Genomic DNA, 16,781 nt, shown 5'->3' on the forward strand with positions numbered 1-16,781 from the left:
TTTCCTAGGGCAAGGGGCCCTTGAAGACGAAGAACGCGCCCAATCCGATGCAGCCAAAACCGACCAGGTGATTGAGCGTCAAACGCTCGCCCAGGTAGAAGACCGAGAACACGGCGAACACCGTCAAGGTGATGACCTCTTGCATGGTCTTGAGTTCGGCGGCGCTGTAGACGGCATGGCCGATGCGGTTTGCCGGCACCGCGAAGCAATATTCGGCGAAGGCGATCAGCCAGCTGGCCAGGACAACGACATACAACGGACGTTCGCCGAACTTGAGGTGTCCATACCAGGCGAAGGTCATGAAGACATTGGAGACCAGCAGCAGGGCGACGGGCAGGAGCTTGGGAGACATCTTCGAAAATCCCGGGGGAATGAGGGGCAGGCCGCCGCGCGGCGGCCCGGTCAGGAAGAACGCGGCAGCGCTCAGGGCGTGCGGTCATACAGCGGCTGCAGCGCCGACAGGCTGGTCCCTACGCTGATCGCTTCCAGCGACGTGCCCAGGGCGTTGCGCGTTCCCAGGCCGTCGGCGGCGAACGGCGCGCCGGGCAGTACCGACAGTCGCAGGCTCTCCGGCGGGAAGCGGACGATGCTGCCGTCGGTCAGGATGACGCCGTTGGCCTCGCCGCGCGGGCCGGTCAGCACGGCATCGACCTGGCCTTCCACCCGTTGCGGCCGCAGCGCCTGGGCGCGCAGGTGCGGCGGCAGCGGCCGTCCCGCGTCCGGCGGCGGCGGTTGGTCGTAGACGGTCTGGCCGCTGGTGGCATTGACGATGGCGTCGGCCTTGACGCTGCCGCGCGACTGCGGGCGGCCGATGACGCGGACGGCGTCGCCAGGCTTGATCGCCGCGCTGAGCGCCTGGGACAGATGCGGCGGAAACCGCACCACGGTGCCGTCGGCCAGCCGCAGGCCGTCGACCTCGCCGTAGGGATTGATCAGCAGACGCTGGACCTGGCCCTGCGCCACGACCGGGGCGGCGGCGCCGGGCGCGGGCGGCGGCATCGCGGCAACCGGCGGCGGGGGCACCGCGCCGGCAGGGGTCGGGGGCTCCGCGGCGGCGGGCGGCGGCACGGCGCGGGCCGCGCCCGCGGCCAGGGCAAGCGCGATGGCAAGCACGGAAGACGTGTATCGGGACATGATGGACTCCTTGAGCCGTCGGTGAACACATCAGGCTTGGACGCAAACCGTGTGCCAACCAGGAGTTCCCGAAAAAACAAGGGCTTGCGCGGTCCGGCGGCGCACCGGTGTCCGATCCGGCGACACGCGGGCGTCACCGGATCGGACACCTCATTGCAGACCGTGCTCGGCCAGCTTGCGATACAGCTGTTGGCGCGACAGCCCAAGGCGGCGGGCGGCCTCGGCGCGGTTGCCGGCCGTGGCCGCCAACGCGCGACGGATCATGGCGCGTTCCAGCGCGGCCACCGCCTCGGCCAGCGGTCCGTCCAGCGTAATCCCGCCTCCGGCCGCGTGGGCGGCGTCGGTGGACCGCAGACCGACGTGCCCCGGCTCGATGGTCATGCCATGGCAAAGCACCGCCGCGCGCTCCATGGCATTGCGCAGCTCGCGCACGTTGCCGGGCCAGTCGTGCGCCAGCAACTGCTGCGCGGCCGCAGGGGAAAGGCGCTTGGGCGCGCCGCCGCCGATGCGCCGCAGGAAATGCTCGGCCAGCAGCACCACATCGCCCAACCGCTCGCGCAGGGGCGGCAATACGATCGGCACCACCTGCAGGCGATACCACAGGTCTTCGCGGAACCTGCCCGCCGCCACCGCCGCCGGCAGGTCGCGATGCGTCGCCGCGACGATACGCACGTTCACCGGCACCACGCGGCCGGCGCCCACCGGCGTGATTTCCCGTTCCTGCAGCGCGCGCAGGATCTTGGCCTGCGTCGCCAGCGGCATATCGCCGATCTCGTCCAGGAACAGGGTTCCGCCCTCGGCCTCGCGCCAGCGCCCGGCGCGGTCGCTGGTGGCGCCGGTAAACGCGCCCTTGACGTGGCCGAACAGTTCACTTTCCATCAACTCGGCGGGAATCGCGGCGCAATTGACCGCGACGAAGGGCCGCGCCGCGCGCGCGCTGCTGCGATGCAGGGCGCGGGCCACCAGTTCCTTGCCGGTGCCGGTTTCGCCCAGGATCAACACCGTGGCATCGCCGCGCGCCGCCATGCCGATGCGCTTGAAGACATCGCGCATGGCCTCGCTGGCGCTGACCAGTTCGAAATCGTCGACCGGCCCGGCGTCGGGACTGGCGGCGGCGTCGCCCCCCGCCATGACGCTGCTCAGCGCCCGCTCCAGCGTCTCCACCAGGGCGGCGCGCGCCACCGGCTTGGTCAGATGATCGAAGGCCCCCAGGCGCATGGCGTCGATGGTGTTGCCGCCGCTCGCATAGGCGGTCAGCATGATGCACGGAACGGCGGACACTTCGGCCGCCTTGCGCAGGAACACCAGGCCATCGTCGCCCGGCATGCGCAGATCGACGATGGCCAGGTCCACCGGCTCGGTGCGCAGGCGGTTCAGGCCCGCGCTGGTCGAGGCGGCCTGCAACACGGCATGGCCCAGGTCCTGCAGCGTTTCCGTCAGGCTGTCACGAAATGCCGCGTCGTCGTCGACGATCAGGATGCGGGCCATGGCAGCTCCATTTCGATGCGGGCGCCGCGCGCGGTGGGCGCCAGCCTGACCTGCCCGGCGTGCGCCTGGATGATTTCCCGCACCAGGGCGAGCCCCAGTCCGGACCCGCCTGTGCGCGCTGTCGCGAACGGTTCGAACAGGGTGTCGCGCAATCCGTCCGGCACGCCGGCGCCATCGTCAGCGACCCATAGCAGCAAGGCGCCACGGGGGCCACGGGCCGCGCCCAGTTCCACCGCGCCGCCATTGCCGGTATGCGCCAGCGCGTTCAATAGCAGGTTGTCGAACACCCGCGCCATCTGTGCCGGATCGAACCATGCACGCGCACCCGCCATGTCGGGCGCGGTCACCGTCAGCCGGACTCCCGCCTTTTGCGCGGCGGCCGCGTGCGCCTGCACCCGTTCCTCCAGGAAAGCGGGCAGATCGAGCGATTGGCGCTCGACGCGGAATGGCTGCGTCAGGGCCAGCAGGCTCGACACCAGGGATTCGAGCCGCTCGGTCTGCGCCAGGACGGCCTCCAGGGCGCCGGCCACCCGCGCCTGGCGCACGGGCTCGGGCGCGGCCAGCGCGTTCTCGACTTTCATGCGCATGGTGCCCAGGGGGTTGCGGATTTCATGGGCCAGGCCCGCGGACATGCGCCCCAGGGTCGCCAGCCGTTCGGCCTGTTGCAGCTGCCGCTGCATGTCTTCCGATTGCCGGCGCCAACGGGTGAAAGTGCGGCCAAGCCAGAGGCCGGAAACCACCACCATGGCCAGCAGCAGGCTGATCGCCAGGATCAGCGCATTGATCACGTCGCCGCCGATGAGCGGCACGCGCGTCAGGGTCCAGGCCGCGAGCGGGCGGTTCCCGATCTCGGCGGGACACGCGGCGAATACCACGGCTTCGCGCAGGCCCGGCCGCATGTCGGTGACCAGCCCGGCCCCGTCCAGGGCGCGCTGGGCGGTGGCGCCAATGCGCTCCAGCTCCGCGCTGGGCGGGTCGCGCTTGATGCCGGTGCCGTCATAGGTGGGAAAGGCATAGGCCACCACGCCCGCGCCCGGCTGCCAGAACCCGCCTTCCATGCCGACGCGATCGCGCAAGACAAGATCGAGAATCGCCTGGGCGCCGGGCAGTTCGGCGGCTGGCGGGCCGGGCGGGGCGACCCGGGGCAGGCGCGCCGCCCCGGCGCGCAAGGCCTCGCAACTGACCGCCGCCAGGTCACGCGCGCGGGCCACCTGGGCCCCGGCGCCTTGCCGGCTGAGCGCGACCAGCAGCCCGGCCAGCACCAGCGCGACGATGGCGATCCAGAACCAGAGGATCGCCAGGTCTCGACGAATCGATTTCTGCGGTGACAGGATCGCGCTCCTTCGCGGGTACACGCCGGCAGAATACCCGATCGCGCCGCGCGATCGATAGTGTTAAAACCGGATGCTCACCGTAGCGTCGGAGACACCGCATGTTCGATCACATTGGCTTTGGCGTCAGCGACATCGACCTCAGCCGCGAGTTCTTTCTCAAGGCGCTCGCGCCCCTGGGCGTGAGCCTGGCCATGCAAGGCCCGGCCAGTATCGGCCTGGGCCGGCAGGGGAAACCTTCGCTGTGGCTCTATCCACAGGCCCGTGTCGCCGGGCCCTTGCACATCGCCATCGCGGCGGACACCCACGCCCAAGTGGACGCGTTCCACGCCGCCGCGCTCGCCGCCGGCGGCAAGGACAATGGCCCGCCCGGCCTGCGCCCCCACTACCATCCCCACTACTACGCCGCATTCGTCATCGGCCCCGATGGCCACAACGTGGAAGCGGTGTGCCATCGGCCGCAGGCGTAGTGGCCTGTCCCGCGCGGCGGCGGCCCCGCCCTGGCGGCACGGCTGCATCACCCGTTCCGGGCGGGCCCCAAGGACGCATCGGCCGTCCGCGTCAGGCCCAGCGATTGCCTCAGGCCGCGGTTCAACGGCGTGGAATACGCCCGCGACACCAGCGCGCCCAGCAGGCACGCGCCAACGACACTGGCCAGCAGCAAACCGAGCCTGGCGTCGCCCACGTATTGCGCGGGCGGCAGCCAGGTGCGCAACAGGCCCAGCACCAGCAGGTGCAGCAGGTAGATCTCGTAGCAGTCGCGGCCGCAGCGTCCGAGCAGGCGCCGCGCCAGGCCGGGTGAAGACGGGACGGTGGCGGGCCGGCCAAGCAGCAGCAGCGCCGCGCCCAGCGCCATTGCACTGACGCCCAGCACATTGCTCTGGCTGATCGGCCATGCCAGGTAAAGCGCGGCCATGCCAAGGCCCGCAAGCCTGCGCACGCCGGGCCGCCGTGCCGCCGGCCACGCCTGGCGCCTCGCCAGCACCGCGGCGCAGCAGCCGATGGCGATCGCGTCGAAACAGGCGAGATAGCCGTACAGCCAGGCCTCGCCATCGCCCTGGTTCGCCAGCCGGTAGAGCGGCCCCGCAACGATCAGCAGCGCGGCCAGCGCCCGCAGCCAGGCGCCACGGAGCAGCACGCAGGCCAGCGGAAACAGCAGGTAGAAGGCCATCTCGACCGACAGGGACCACATCACGCCCAGGGCATAGTTGATCCATCCCTCGCGGATGACCAGCACGTTCATCCAGGCGCCCAGCGCGGCGGCGTTGGCGGTCCAGAGCGACACCCCGCTGCCCGCGCGGTTGCCGAACAGCGGCAGGCCGGCCAGCGCCAGCGCGTCGACGGCCGCCAGTGTCAGCGCCAGCGTGGGCAGGATACGCGCCAGGCGCAGCAGCCAGAAAGGCGCCGGCCGGATGGCGTCCAGACGGCCCCAGCGCTCGAGCGCGTTGCGGGTGATCAGGAACCCCGAAATGACGAAGAAGATCGTCACGCCGTAGTTGCCATTGCGCGCGATGGCCTGCAGCAGCGGCCAGCCCAGCGCGCTGGCCAACGCCGTATCGCGCAGCGGGTAGGCGATGTTGAAATGATGCAGCAACACCAGCAGGATCGACAATCCGCGCAGCATGTCGATGCCGTCGTCGCGCGGCGGGGCGTTCATGGCCGGCGCGGGTCTATTTGCGGGGCGCCGCGACCATGGCGGCCCAGTCGCGCATCAGGCCGTCGCGGGCGCGCAGGCCGGCATTGGGCTGGGTCGCCCCCTCGTCCTGCAGCAGGCGGGCAAACACCAGTTGGCGGTCGTCCTTGCGCGCCCAGCCGACGAACCAGCCATAGGCGTTGGCCGGCGTGTAGACGCCGTGGCTGCCGGGCGAGCCGGTTCCGGTCTTGCCGTACAGGCGCCAGCCGTCGGCTTCGCCGACCTCGAACAGGTTCTCGGCCAGGTCATAGGCGGCCGCCTTGACGGGCAGTTGCCGGTTGACGAACTTGCGCAGGAAGTCCACCTGCTCAAACGGCGAAATGCGCAGCGAGGAGATGATCCACGCGCCATCGGTGCCGTTGTGCTTGCCGGGTTCACCCGAGACGTCCGCGTTGCCATAACCGAACGCGGAGGTGTAGCGCTGGAAGCGCTCCTGCCCCAGCGCCCTGGCGGTCAACTGCGAGTACCAGACCACCGAATACTTGATCCAGCGAGCCGGATCGGTGGGCTGGCGCCAGGCCTCGCCGCCCCAGTCGGGATAAGCGGGCTGGTAGTTCCAGACGGGCTGGTGCGGGCCCTGCAGGATGCCGGCATCCGCGCCCATCAGGGCGATGGGCAGCTTGAAGGTCGAGGCGGGGGTGTAGCGCTGCGTGCAGTCCTGCCGCGTGCCCTGCTGGAACAGGATGCGGCCGTCGGCGGCGTCGGCCACCAGGGTGCACAGGACGTCCGCCCGGGCGGGCAGGGTCAGGGCGGACGCAAAGAGGACTGCGCCCAGGGCGCGCGAAACGAGTCGAATTGTCATGGTCGATAGAACCGGATGGGGAAGAACGGGAAAGACTCAGGCATGGTCGGGACGGCCATCGAGCAGGACCAGCGTCAGGTCGCGATCCTCGACATGGATGCGCATGGCCAGGCAGCGGCCGGCCGCGGCCGAGTTGCCCGTCTTCGACAGGCGCACGTCCCAGCCTTGCGTCCCGACCAGGGGATTGGTGTTGCGAAAGCGCTGCCTGGTGCCGGCCGCATCGACCGTCTCGGCCAGCGTGGTGGTGTCGCGCACGATGCGCGGATACGCGGCGGCGGCGCTGACGATCCGGCCAATGTCCACGGCGCTGGCGCGATTGCCGTCCGACAGGCCGGTCGGCTCCTCCAGCGTGGTGTGCTCCAGGCGCAGCGCGGCGCTCTTGCGCCGCAGGGCCTGGGCGAATGCCGCTTCGCCGCCGGGATAGGCGCGGGCCAGGGCGTGCGCGGCGCGGTTGTCCGATGCCATCAACGCCAGCTTGAGCAGGGTGTCCAACGTGACGCTGGCGCCCACCGGCAGCGGCGAAGCGGCGCCAGCGGCGGTGGCGCGCGCATCGCGCTCATCGATGCGCACGGTGCGTGACAGGTCAGGCGCGGCATCCAGCACCACCATGGCGGTCATCAGCTTGGTCAGCGACGCGATCGGCACGGCGTCGTTCTCGGCGCGGCCCAGCAGCGTCGCGCCCGACCGGGTGTCCAGCACCAGCACATGAGAGGCGCCGCTGGCCTCGACCAGGGCACGGATCCCCGGCAGGCGCGCCATCAGGCGTTGCGCTTCCTGCGCCGACAGGGGCTGCGCCGGCCCCGCCGTCAGCGCCGACCAGGCGCCAAAGCCGGCCACCGCGCACGACATCGCCAGCACGGGCACGGCCACCGCGCGGCGGGCGGCGAGCGTGTCGGGACGCGCCAGGCGGCGGATGCGGTCGAGCAGGTCGCCGTCCCGCGCGGCGGGCGCCACCGGAGCCGGCGGCGCGGCGGCGGCGACACGCTCCAGGGCGTGCAACGCGCGCGCCAGCGGCATGGGGCCGCCGATCACGTCCGCGGCGATCTGGTCGGCGATGCGTTCGCGCTCGATCCTCATGCGGCGCGACAGCCACCAGATGGACGGATGAAAGAACAGCAGCACCTCGGCGGCGTGCTGCAGCAGGTTGAACAGGTAATCGTGGCGCCGCACGTGCGCCAGTTCATGCGCCAGGAGCGCCGCCAGCAGGTCCGCCGGCATGCCGGTGACGAGCGAGGCCGGCACCAGGATCACCGGCTTGAACCAGCCGGCGGTGACTGGCGTGGACAGGGTGCGCGCCAGGCGCAGGCCGACGGCGCGCGACAGCCGCAGGTGGCGGGCCATGTCCGCCACGCGCGCCTGCCAGGCGGGATCGTGCCACGGTTCGCTGGCGCGCAACGCGCGGCGCAGCCAGCCCAGCCCCAGCAACACCCGCAGCGCCGCGAGCGCGCTGCCGGCCAACCAGGCCAGCGCCAGCCACAGCGGCCAGGCCGTGGCGGCCGCCGCCGCTGGCGACACGGCCGCGGCGGGCAGGCCGCGCCAGGCGAACACCACCCCGGTCACCGCGATGGCCACGCCAGCGGCCAACGCCGCGCCCAGCAGCGCATAGCGCAGCCGGGCATCCTCGGGGCGCGTCAATGCCAGCAACGCCAGCGTGGCGGCGTGCAGGCACAGGATTTTCCAGGCCACCGCCGGCAGGCTGCCGCCGAGGGTCCAGGCCGTGGCGAGCAGGAAGTCGGTCACAGCTTGTCGTCGCGCAGCAGGGCTTCGATTTCAGCGCGTTCCTTCTTGCTGACGCGGCCTTCGCGCAGGGCGGCCAGCACCAGTGCCTTGCCGGACCCGGCGAAGGCCTTGCCTATCAGATCCCTGACCAGCCCGCCCTGCGTTGCCTTCTGGCTCTGGGCCGCGGCATAGACGTGCGAGCGCTGGCTTTCATCGCGCGTCAGCAGGCCCTTGCCGTGCATGATCTGCATCAGCCGCAGCACGTTGGCGTAGGTGAGGCTGTCGCGCCCGGCGGCCATGGCGGCGTGGACCTGCTTGACGGTGGCGGGGCCGGTTTCCCAGAGCGCCTGCAGCACGTCGAGTTCGGCGCTGGTCGGCTTGGCGATGGCGGAGGTGCGGGAAATCATGAAGCAAAGGGGTTGGCAAACGTTGAAACTAGAATAAACTTTCTAGAAAATTTTGTCTACTTACATCGAATCCAATACCCGCACGCGCGGGCCAGGGGCGGGGTCCAATCGGAAAGCCAGCGGGCCGAATCGATTTACTATTCCCGTTGCGGATTCCCGCCGCGCCGTGCGAATGGCGCCCTGCCCACCCTACGACTGCCTGCCCATGACCATGACGCCCCCACGGAAAGAACACCGCCCGTCCACGCGGCGCATCCTCGCGGAGGTCGCCCTCCTCGGCCATGATCAACGTTACGGGCGGATGGTGGCGCTCGGTCGTGAGTCCATCGCGGATGCGCAGCTTGCCGAAGACCTGAAGTCGCTGGCGCAATCGGAGATCCACTACGAGCGGCTGCTGGCGCTGATGTCGGCCAGCGGCTCGCGCGCGACGGCTCTGATCGTCACGCTGCTCGCCGACCCCTCGCCCATGCTGGTGTTGCGTGCCGCCCGACTGGCGGCGCGTGTGGTGCCAGACGAGATCCTGGTCCGCCTGATGCCCGACATGACAAAGCCGTGCCGCCGGGAGCTCGCCCGCCAGCTCTGGCGAGCCGGACGCGGGCAGGTCAACGATGCCGTCTATCCGACACTCGAAGGCGCGGCGCGCCGCCATCTGCTGCCTTGGACGACGGATGCATTCATCGGCGCCAGCCTGGATGCCGAACAGGTCGCATTGCTGGAGGCGCCGCAGTGGGCGGCGCTGGCACAGCGCCTGCCGGGGCTCGTGCGCGACAGGCTGGCGCACGAACTGGAGCAGTCCGGCAATCCCTCCTATGCATTGCGCGTTGCCATCAGGGCGGCGCTCTATCGCATGCTGCGCAGCGACCGGGCGGCCGGGCTGAGCCTGTTGCGCGTGGCGGTCGCCCGCGTTCCCGTCCAGGATTTGCCGCTGGCGCGCTATGCCTCTTTCTTCCCGGCGCAGATCGCCGCCATCGTCGAGGACCTGGGCGGCAGACAGCGCGTTCCCTTCACCCTGCAGACCCTGCGGCGCCTGGAGGCGTCCGCGCTCTGCAAACTGTTGTCGGTTGACGCGCTCCCCGACCTGCACGCGGTCTTCCAGCAACTGCATGCAAACCAGCGGGACGCGCTCTATCGCCAGGGCGGCGAAGCCTGGCGCGAGGACAGCGGGGCCTTGCCGTTCGAGTTCGTGCGGGAGCTATCCAGCGCTGCCCGGCAGGCCGAAGCGCGCCGCGCGTTCTCGTCGCCACGCCTCGCCGCCGAGCCGCTGGTCCGGCTGCCGTACCTGTCCTGCCTGCCATTCCAGGAAGCGCTGGCCCTGGCCCAGCCGTTCCTGTCGCAGCCCGATGGCGAGCTGCGCGCGCAGGCCGTTGCGGCGGTGGCAGGGACAGGACGATACGAGGCATCGAGCCTGGCCGCCATTCTGGATTTCTGCCGGGCCCGCGAGAACGAACAGGACCCTGTGCGACTTGCCATGCTGACGGCCCTGGCGGCACTGCCGCCTTCGCGCTGGGAAGCCGGGCACCTGCCCGGGTTCACCGCGCTCATCGATGCCGCATTGCGCGCCCGCGACTGCTCGCACCAGACCATGCTGGCGGCCATGCAATGGTTGATGTCCATCATCACCCCCCACACCGCATTTGTCGTGGCCGCGCTGCCCGGCCTTGTCGAGCGCATGGGCGGCATGGGCAACCTGCGCCAGGGGCACTGGGAATCCCGCATGAGCGATGGCGAACTGCGCCGGATCGCCCCGCACCTGATGGGGCTGCTCGAGACCTGGATCCGGCGCGATCGCGCCCAGGTGGCGCTGCAACTCGTCTTTGGCTTCGGATGCCGGGCGAAGGCCGTGGACCTGTTTGTCGACATGATCTCCGACCTGGCCCGCGACAAACGCGGCCATGTGGCGCGTTCCGGGCTGGACGCGCTGGTGCGGCTCGGACTGCGCAAGCGCGCGGCGGAATTGATTCCCCAACTGCTGGGGGCCGATCCGAGCTGGATCCAGGTGTCCGCGGTCTCCTCGCATCTGCATCGTCGCAGGCAAGACCTGCTGACGCCGTTTCTGACCGCCCGCGTCTACAAGGGGCGGTTTCCCAGCGGCAAGGCGGCATTTCTCCCCGCCTACGAAGACGGATTCTTCCGGTGGACGGCGGCCCAGCAGCAATGCTATGCCGCCGAACTGCTCGATATCCTCACCAGCACGCAGCGCAACGCCTGGGAACTCTACGGCTGCGTCCAGCGCTATGCGGCCATGCCATCCATCGACCTGGCGCCGCTGGTCGACCTGGCGCGCCTCGACACGCCCGACCAGGCGCTGCGTGACAAGGCGCTGGAAGCGCTCGGACGCGCCGATGCCGGACGCGGGGTGCCGGCGCTGATACAGGCACTGGATGACGGCCGGGCCCGGGTCGCCATCTATGCCTTGCGGCGATCCTTGATGAACCTGCGCCCCGCGCAGGTGCTGGAACTGCTGGACCGCGCGCCGCGAAGCAAGATCACCGTCGCCAAGGAGATCGTCCGCCTTGCCGGCGACCTGAGGACGGATGGCGCCTTCGCATTTCTCGCCCGGATCGAAGCCGAGCCCAAGCTGCATCAGGACGTGGCGATCGCCTTGGCGCGAGCGTACTGGAACTTCCTCGACCGTCCCGAGGTCTGGCCCAGATTGCACGCCGCCGCGCGCAGCGGGCCGCCGGCCCTGGCGCGCGCAACCATCCGCATTCCGCCGACGGGCCTTTCTCCAGATGGCCAGCGCGCCCTGAGCCAGCATCTCGCCTTGCTGCTCGGGCATTCCGACGCCCAGATCCGCAAGGAAACGCTGGAACGACTGATCGCGATGCCTCCAGGGCAAGGCGCACCCGCGTTGTACCAGGCGCTGGCCGCGCGGCTCGGAGATGTCGATGTGTCGCTGGTCGAACTCGCGGCAGGCGCGCTGCTGGGCATTTATGCGGGAAGCCTGCCGCGCGAACTGGCGGACAGTTTCGCGGACCTGACGCGGGCGCATGCATTGGCCGCGGTTGTCGCCGCGTACCAGCAGCAACGGCAGCGTGGCCAGCTGGAACTGGCCGCGTCGGCGGACATGCTGGCCGCGGCCCTGCTGGCCAGGCGCTGGCATCCGGGACTGGCGCTACGACTGGCGTTCTCGGTGTTGCGTCCAGAGGCGGCGCTGGCGCTCGCGCGGCAATCCGCGGCCTCGGATTTACTGCATCCCGGCGTCGTTGGCGACATCCTGGATGCGCTCGCGGATACGGTGGCTGGCGCGCGCCTGGATCAGCTCACCCAGGTCGAAGCGTGGTTGGGCGCCGAAGGCAATGCCGGCATGCGGCGCATCGGCCTGGGCTTGCTGTGCGCAATGTCGGCCCGGACCGGATGGACGCCAGAAATGCGCCAGCGGCTGGATTTGTATCGGCACGACAAGGATGGCTGGGTTTCCGACGCCGCCGACCTGGTCACGTATCCGGATACGTTTTCCCCGCGCGCCGGCGGATGACGCGCATGCCGGGCGGGCGGCATGCCGGCAACCGGATCCGCCCGCGCCCCGCTGCCCGCTATCCCGGCAGCTTGCCGAGTTTTCCCTTGGCGCGTTCGGCCAGCCGCAGCGCCATGTCCTGCTGACGCCGCATCAGGTCGGCGATCTGCTCGGCATAAAGATCGATGAGATCGCCGCCCAGCGGCTCCGGATCGGCCCAGTCGTCGATCGCCACGACGGCCCCCGCCTGGTCCACGCCCCATATCCGGCTGCCGTCGCCCACGATCTTCAGCACCGGCAGGATGCCAGGCAGACCGGCCTCGGCAAGCTGGCGCTGCTGCGCCGAAATGCTGGCCCATTCGGGCAACTCCGGCGCATCGATGCCCAACAGCACCACGCCGCGCCAGAAGGTCCAGGCGGGGCCGACGTCGAACTCCTTGGCGCGCGGCCAGACTTCCTCGCGCGCCATCACGCACAGGCCATTGGTGCGCTGGCAGAAGGCCGTGAACGCCGCCGGCAGCGGGAACCCGACAGCCGCCTCCAGGCTCGCGATCGCGGCCGCGTCGGGCGCGGGCGCGGCCACCACCTCGAAATACGCGGTGTCCACGGGGTCCAGGATCTCCCAGATGCGTTGGTGGAACTGTTCGGCGGTCATGGTCATGCAAGCTTCCTGAATCAAAAGACAAGTCCCGGCCCGCCGCCAGGACGGAAGGCCGGAACGACGCAACACTATAGCCGCGAGCCCGCCCGCATGGTCCGTGGCTCCGGTTCGACGATCGATGGCGGTTGGCTGCGCGGAGCGGTTCACGGCGGGTCGTTCAGAACATCCTCAAATATCGGCGACATCGCGCAGCCGCACACCAGAGAAGCTGGCCGCGCGCAATGCGTCAAACATCGCGCGGTCACAGATGGGAGGCGCTCCCAGGCGATCCTGGCGGAAGATATGGGCGCCTCCCACAACCTCGGGTTTGAACACCAAACTGGCGCCGCCGACGAGGCTATAACGCTTCTCGTCCTCGCCGGTCTGATAATTGTGGTCGAGCTTGATCCTCACGCGAGAAGAGGCTTCATCCAGGGCATCGAGTCTGCGCAGCACATTGCCCAGGTAGTACCGAGGACCGGGGCTGCCGTCGACAAGGCTGAAGTCGCATGCCACAAACGCAAACGCCTCGGCGTCCAACTGCTCAAACAACCACTTCAACGGCTCCGACACAATCCATATGCCAGCGAGTTCTTCCAGATCGCGGGGCATTGCGCCCTTTTGCGGAACATGGACCAGGTGGGGACGCGCCGGATACTGATCTGGCATTCCATTCGGGCGCGAGATGACGTTCATCCCCGGATCGATCAGCGTCTCTTCGTTGGCGATTTCCAAGCCGGGAACCCTGCCGTCTTCCAGGAAGCCGGCGTCGATCAGGAAAAACTTGCCCTTATGCGATGCGGCTTCGGCTGAAAGTGCAATGGCGGTCGGTTCGGTCACGGCGGCTTCCATCATGGATGCGGGGAGGCGGAATAGAACAGCGGTTCAACCGATGCTAGCCGGATTTGAGCGCAGCCAAAAGGCCCGCACCGCGCAAAGCCCTTGGTTGAGCGCCAGGATGGCGTCTACACGGTGAGAGCCGGACGTTTACCATCAACCGCCATAGCCTCGGGTCCTCCATCCTGCCGCTCAAGGTCACTTCCATCGGGTCTCCCCTCTTATGGTAAAGGCTTGCAAACGCTGATGTCCGGGCGGCGTGGCTGCGGTATAAACAAGGCCCTGTCGATTACACACAGAGGAACGACTTGTCGAACGCACGCGGAGCGCTTTCATTCTTCAACGCAACGGCTGGCGCCATCCGGCGCCATGGCCGCGCGATGCTGGCGGCCGCGCCGTGGTCGCTGGCGGTGTTCCTATTGTCGCTGCCGTTCGCCATTCTGGCCGCGTCGCTGTACTGGCTTAAGGGCGGCCTGTTCCTGCTGTTCGCGCTGGTCAACCTGATTGCATTCTCGCGCATGACGTACGCCTGGCACCGGGTCATCGCGCGCGCGGACGATACGCGGATCGATGCCCCCGGCAGTACGGCGCAAGCCTGGCACCTGGTGATGCTGGGCCTGCTGGCGGTGGTCGTGACGACGCTGGCGCGCGCCACGGGCGACCTGCCCTACGTGTTGTTCGCGCTGATGAACGGCCCGGATTCGGGCCTGTTCTTCGCGGCGCTGGTGCCCGTGGCGCTGGTGCTCTGGCTGCCGATCCTGTACGGGTTGGCGCTGCTGGCGCCCGCCCTGCCGCGCGCCGCCGTGACCGGCGCAACCGGCTTGCGTGGCGTGCGCGCCGCCATGCCCTACCCGCGCTGGCCGCTGATGCTGGCCCTGGGCATCCTGGTGAGCGCGGGCGGCCTGGCCCACAGCGCGCTGTACGAGTACCTGGGCTACGCCGTGGACGGCGGGCCGTATTGGATCGTGGCCTATCTGACGCTCTTCATCGTGATGACGTTCGTCGTCGGCGCCATGGTCTCGGTGGCCTACCGGGACGGCGCGCCGGCGCGTCCCGCGTCCGACAGCGACAGCGACAGCGACAGCGACAGCGACAGCGACAGCGACAGCGACAGCGACAGCATCAAGGATGCAGCGACAGCCCCTTGACCGCCTTGTCCACCGCCTTTTTCGGACCGCGCAGGGCGATGCCGACCAGGTCCAGGTCGTCGGCCGGCTGGGCGCGGAACACCGCGCGGTTGGCCTCGTCGTGGCCGGTGGCGAACATGGCATGGACGAACGGCGCCAGCGTCAGCTCGCGGTCGCGCGCGATCCGGTGCGCCACCTGCTGGCCGACGCGGTCCCCTCGAACACCAGGATAAGAAGAAGTGATGGGGAGGCTGGCTGGGTGGGGTAAACGTCCGGCTCTCACCGCCCAAAGCCCTTGCCTGAGCGCCAAGATCTTCAAGAATTCGCAGCGGCGTTGCTTGTAGGCCGACCGCCGCTAGCGTGTTCTCGACCTGGTGCAGCAACCATCCTTCTGGCATCGACACTTGAAACGCGGGGAACAGTTCCCTGCTGCGCCATGACCGCTGGCTTGTAGGCATTCGCAGGGAGAACGGAAAGCTCATTATTCACGAGATCACTGTAGCAATTTACGTCCCACCGGGCCTTGGTGGGGGCCCCTCCTGAGTTGGCCGTAGCTGAGCTGGTCCGCAGCGTAGCAATCGCATGCCGCCTGCTCCAGGCCTGGCCTATTCAGGATCTCGATGTTTCCGCGGTGATACGCGATCAGCTTGCGGTGCTGCAAGGCCGAGGCCGCCACCGTCACGCCGACCCGCCGCACACCCAGCATATAGGCCAGGTATTCATGAGTGAGGTGAAAGCTGTCCGAGTGCGCGCGGTCTTGCGTCATCAGCAGCCAGCGCGCTAGCCTGCCCTCGAGCACATGGGAATGCATGCAGGCCGCGGTCTGGGCGAGCTGCTGCAGGATGACCACGGTATAACGGCTGATCAGGCCGCGCAGCGCGGCACTGGCGTCCAGTTCCCGCCGGAACAGATCCGCTTTCATGCGCAAGGCGGACCCTGCTCCCTGCACGACTGCGCGCAGTTGCGAGGTATCGGCGCCCAATGGGACGTCAACGCTCCACATCCCTTCATTGCCGACCAGGCCCACCTCCAGGGAAGCGCCGCGCTTCTGCGGCAGAATCAGGGAGATATAGCCCCCACCGGGGAAGTAGACGTCGTCGATGCGATCGCCGGGCTGAAGCAGGCATTGCCCGAAGACCAGGTCGACAGACTCGAAGCGATCCAGCAAACGAGGCCGTTCCCGGTTGGGCAACGCGTCGAGCAGGCGGTTGGGAACATCGGCGATCGTGGGGTGCGGCAAGTTCTGCTCCAGGTTCCATCTCAGGCGCGGACCGGGCCGCCAGTTTGACTCAACAGGCGCTGATATTCCTGCCGCACGACCATATAGCATTCGCAGACACGTGCCTCCAGCCCGACGCGGTCCACCACGGTGATATGGCCGCGGCGATACCGGATCAGACCGGCCTCCTGCAGGTGGCCGGCAGCCTCGGTGACTCCTTCGCGCCGCACGCCCAGCATGTTGGCGATCAGTTCCTGCGTCATGACGAGTTCGTCGGATTGCAGTCGGTCCAGGCTGAGCAGCAGCCAGCGGCAAAGCTGCTGGTCCAGCGAATGATGTCGGTTGCACACCGCTGTCTGGGCCATTTGCGTGAGCAGCGCCTGCGTGTATCGAAGCAGCAGGTGCTGCATGGCCCCACCCCGGTCGAACTCGTCTTTCAGCGCCTGACCCTTCAACTGATAGGCTGACCCCGCGCTTTGGACGATCGCGCGGCTTGGCGTGGTTTCTCCACCCATGAACAAGGAAATGCCAACGATGCCTTCGTTGCCGACCACGGCGATTTCGGTGGAGGCGCCATCTTCCATGACGCATAGCAGCGAGACAATGCAATCGATCGGGAAGCAGACATGCCGCATTCGGCCGCCCGGTTCGTACAAGGCTTTTCCCAACGGCAGGGAAACGCGCTCCAGCAGCGGAAACAATCGCTCCGTCTCCTGCGGGGGCAGCGCCGCCAATAGATAATTCCGGGTGGGATCGTGTAAATCAGGCATGATGAGTCCCTCCAACAAGCCCAGTTGCAACGGCCCGATCCAGGGCCGCAATCCGAAAATCCTCCGGCACACTTTGCCCACTCGGCAGGGGCAATCGCCACGCGTTATGTACGGTGGCGAACGGAGTCTTTCCCAGAGTAACGCACTATTGGTCGCT

Annotated in this window: 15 protein-coding genes and 1 pseudogene; 3 read left to right on the top strand and 13 right to left on the bottom strand. The window is 68.8% G+C overall.

Annotated features, from left to right (window positions below; all coding sequences use genetic code 11):
* Positions 1 to 4: 4 nt before the first annotated feature.
* The 4 genes from ABFG95_RS10590 to ABFG95_RS10605 all read right to left on the bottom strand — a co-directional run bounded on the left by ABFG95_RS10590 (position 5) and on the right by ABFG95_RS10605 (position 3,977).
* Positions 5 to 352, bottom strand: coding sequence for a DMT family protein (locus ABFG95_RS10590; protein WP_049076038.1), 348 nt, complete (start codon positions 350 to 352; stop codon positions 5 to 7).
* A 71-nt stretch (positions 353 to 423) separates the two neighbouring features.
* Positions 424 to 1,134 (bottom strand): hypothetical protein, encoded by a 711-nt coding sequence (locus ABFG95_RS10595; RefSeq protein ID WP_348995836.1) that lies wholly within the window; start codon positions 1,132 to 1,134, stop codon positions 424 to 426.
* Between the two features lie 150 nt (positions 1,135 to 1,284).
* Positions 1,285 to 2,622, bottom strand: a complete 1,338-nt coding sequence (locus ABFG95_RS10600) for a sigma-54 dependent transcriptional regulator (protein WP_175146836.1) — start codon at positions 2,620 to 2,622, stop codon at positions 1,285 to 1,287.
* Positions 2,607 to 3,977, bottom strand: coding sequence for an ATP-binding protein (locus ABFG95_RS10605; RefSeq protein ID WP_348995837.1), 1,371 nt, complete (start codon positions 3,975 to 3,977; stop codon positions 2,607 to 2,609). The genes ABFG95_RS10600 and ABFG95_RS10605 overlap by 16 nt, the downstream gene beginning before the upstream one ends.
* Before the next feature lie 77 nt (positions 3,978 to 4,054).
* On the opposite strand from ABFG95_RS10605, the gene ABFG95_RS10610 reads away from it, so the two are divergent.
* Positions 4,055 to 4,423 carry a VOC family protein gene (locus ABFG95_RS10610; protein ID WP_049076044.1) on the top strand — a complete coding sequence of 123 codons (369 nt, stop codon included), beginning with the start codon at positions 4,055 to 4,057 and terminating at the stop codon, positions 4,421 to 4,423.
* A 47-nt stretch (positions 4,424 to 4,470) separates the two neighbouring features.
* Here the strand turns inward: ABFG95_RS10610 and ABFG95_RS10615 are convergent, their stop codons facing one another.
* Genes ABFG95_RS10615 through ABFG95_RS10630 form a run of 4 tightly spaced genes read right to left on the bottom strand, consistent with a single transcriptional unit; the run spans position 4,471 to position 8,574 of the window.
* Positions 4,471 to 5,610 carry an acyltransferase gene (locus ABFG95_RS10615; protein ID WP_336728317.1) on the bottom strand — a complete coding sequence of 380 codons (1,140 nt, stop codon included), beginning with the start codon at positions 5,608 to 5,610 and terminating at the stop codon, positions 4,471 to 4,473.
* Between the two features lie 13 nt (positions 5,611 to 5,623).
* Complete coding sequence (gene blaOXA, locus ABFG95_RS10620; protein ID WP_059272547.1) at positions 5,624 to 6,448, bottom strand: OXA-258 family class D beta-lactamase; 825 nt, start codon at positions 6,446 to 6,448, stop codon at positions 5,624 to 5,626.
* Between the two features lie 36 nt (positions 6,449 to 6,484).
* Complete coding sequence (locus ABFG95_RS10625) at positions 6,485 to 8,188, bottom strand: M56 family metallopeptidase (RefSeq protein WP_348995838.1); 1,704 nt, start codon at positions 8,186 to 8,188, stop codon at positions 6,485 to 6,487.
* Positions 8,185 to 8,574, bottom strand: a complete 390-nt coding sequence (locus ABFG95_RS10630; RefSeq protein ID WP_054415121.1) for a BlaI/MecI/CopY family transcriptional regulator — start codon at positions 8,572 to 8,574, stop codon at positions 8,185 to 8,187. The genes ABFG95_RS10625 and ABFG95_RS10630 overlap by 4 nt, the downstream gene beginning before the upstream one ends.
* A gap of 205 nt (positions 8,575 to 8,779) precedes the next feature.
* Between ABFG95_RS10630 and ABFG95_RS10635 the strand changes: the two genes are divergently transcribed.
* Complete coding sequence (locus ABFG95_RS10635; protein ID WP_348995839.1) at positions 8,780 to 12,052, top strand: hypothetical protein; 3,273 nt, start codon at positions 8,780 to 8,782, stop codon at positions 12,050 to 12,052.
* A 58-nt stretch (positions 12,053 to 12,110) separates the two neighbouring features.
* Here the strand turns inward: ABFG95_RS10635 and ABFG95_RS10640 are convergent, their stop codons facing one another.
* On the bottom strand, positions 12,111 to 12,692 hold the full coding sequence (locus tag ABFG95_RS10640; protein WP_238907807.1) for an SMI1/KNR4 family protein: 582 nt from the start codon (positions 12,690 to 12,692) through the stop codon (positions 12,111 to 12,113).
* Between the two features lie 168 nt (positions 12,693 to 12,860).
* Positions 12,861 to 13,526: a DUF1629 domain-containing protein gene (locus ABFG95_RS10645; RefSeq protein WP_348995840.1), complete on the bottom strand. Its 666-nt coding sequence runs from the start codon at positions 13,524 to 13,526 to the stop codon at positions 12,861 to 12,863.
* Between the two features lie 290 nt (positions 13,527 to 13,816).
* Between ABFG95_RS10645 and ABFG95_RS10650 the strand changes: the two genes are divergently transcribed.
* Positions 13,817 to 14,656 (top strand): hypothetical protein, encoded by an 840-nt coding sequence (locus tag ABFG95_RS10650; RefSeq protein ID WP_348995841.1) that lies wholly within the window; start codon positions 13,817 to 13,819, stop codon positions 14,654 to 14,656.
* On the opposite strand, the pseudogene ABFG95_RS10655 reads toward ABFG95_RS10650, so the two are convergent.
* From ABFG95_RS10655 to ABFG95_RS10665, 3 genes and pseudogenes are all read right to left on the bottom strand, one after another.
* Positions 14,631 to 14,840: pseudogene (locus tag ABFG95_RS10655) on the bottom strand (DUF2000 domain-containing protein); the annotation flags it as partial. The gene ABFG95_RS10650 and the pseudogene ABFG95_RS10655 overlap by 26 nt on opposite strands.
* Positions 14,841 to 15,128: 288 nt before the next feature.
* Positions 15,129 to 15,875, bottom strand: a complete 747-nt coding sequence (locus ABFG95_RS10660; protein ID WP_254601270.1) for a Crp/Fnr family transcriptional regulator — start codon at positions 15,873 to 15,875, stop codon at positions 15,129 to 15,131.
* A 20-nt stretch (positions 15,876 to 15,895) separates the two neighbouring features.
* Positions 15,896 to 16,624 (bottom strand): Crp/Fnr family transcriptional regulator, encoded by a 729-nt coding sequence (locus ABFG95_RS10665; RefSeq protein ID WP_278990614.1) that lies wholly within the window; start codon positions 16,622 to 16,624, stop codon positions 15,896 to 15,898.
* Positions 16,625 to 16,781 lie beyond the last annotated feature (157 nt).

This window comes from Achromobacter sp. HNDS-1, from assembly GCF_040084795.1.
GTDB classification, from domain to species: Bacteria; Pseudomonadota; Gammaproteobacteria; order Burkholderiales; family Burkholderiaceae_B; genus Achromobacter; species Achromobacter ruhlandii.

Excerpts from the sequence above, each read along its gene's own strand:
- ABFG95_RS10600 (WP_175146836.1), bottom strand. The coding sequence starts at position 2,622 with ATGGCCCGCATCCTGATCGTCGACGACGACGCGGCATTTCGTGACAGC.
- ABFG95_RS10635 (WP_348995839.1), top strand. The coding sequence starts at position 8,780 with ATGACCATGACGCCCCCACGGAAAGAACACCGCCCGTCCACGCGGCGC.
- ABFG95_RS10595 (WP_348995836.1), bottom strand. The coding sequence starts at position 1,134 with ATGTCCCGATACACGTCTTCCGTGCTTGCCATCGCGCTTGCCCTGGCC.
- ABFG95_RS10645 (WP_348995840.1), bottom strand. The coding sequence starts at position 13,526 with ATGATGGAAGCCGCCGTGACCGAACCGACCGCCATTGCACTTTCAGCC.
- ABFG95_RS10615 (WP_336728317.1), bottom strand. The coding sequence starts at position 5,610 with ATGAACGCCCCGCCGCGCGACGACGGCATCGACATGCTGCGCGGATTG.
- ABFG95_RS10640 (WP_238907807.1), bottom strand. The coding sequence starts at position 12,692 with ATGACCATGACCGCCGAACAGTTCCACCAACGCATCTGGGAGATCCTG.
- ABFG95_RS10665 (WP_278990614.1), bottom strand. The coding sequence starts at position 16,624 with ATGCCTGATTTACACGATCCCACCCGGAATTATCTATTGGCGGCGCTG.
- blaOXA (WP_059272547.1), bottom strand. The coding sequence starts at position 6,448 with ATGACAATTCGACTCGTTTCGCGCGCCCTGGGCGCAGTCCTCTTTGCG.
- ABFG95_RS10610 (WP_049076044.1), top strand. The coding sequence starts at position 4,055 with ATGTTCGATCACATTGGCTTTGGCGTCAGCGACATCGACCTCAGCCGC.
- ABFG95_RS10630 (WP_054415121.1), bottom strand. The coding sequence starts at position 8,574 with ATGATTTCCCGCACCTCCGCCATCGCCAAGCCGACCAGCGCCGAACTC.
- ABFG95_RS10590 (WP_049076038.1), bottom strand. The coding sequence starts at position 352 with ATGTCTCCCAAGCTCCTGCCCGTCGCCCTGCTGCTGGTCTCCAATGTC.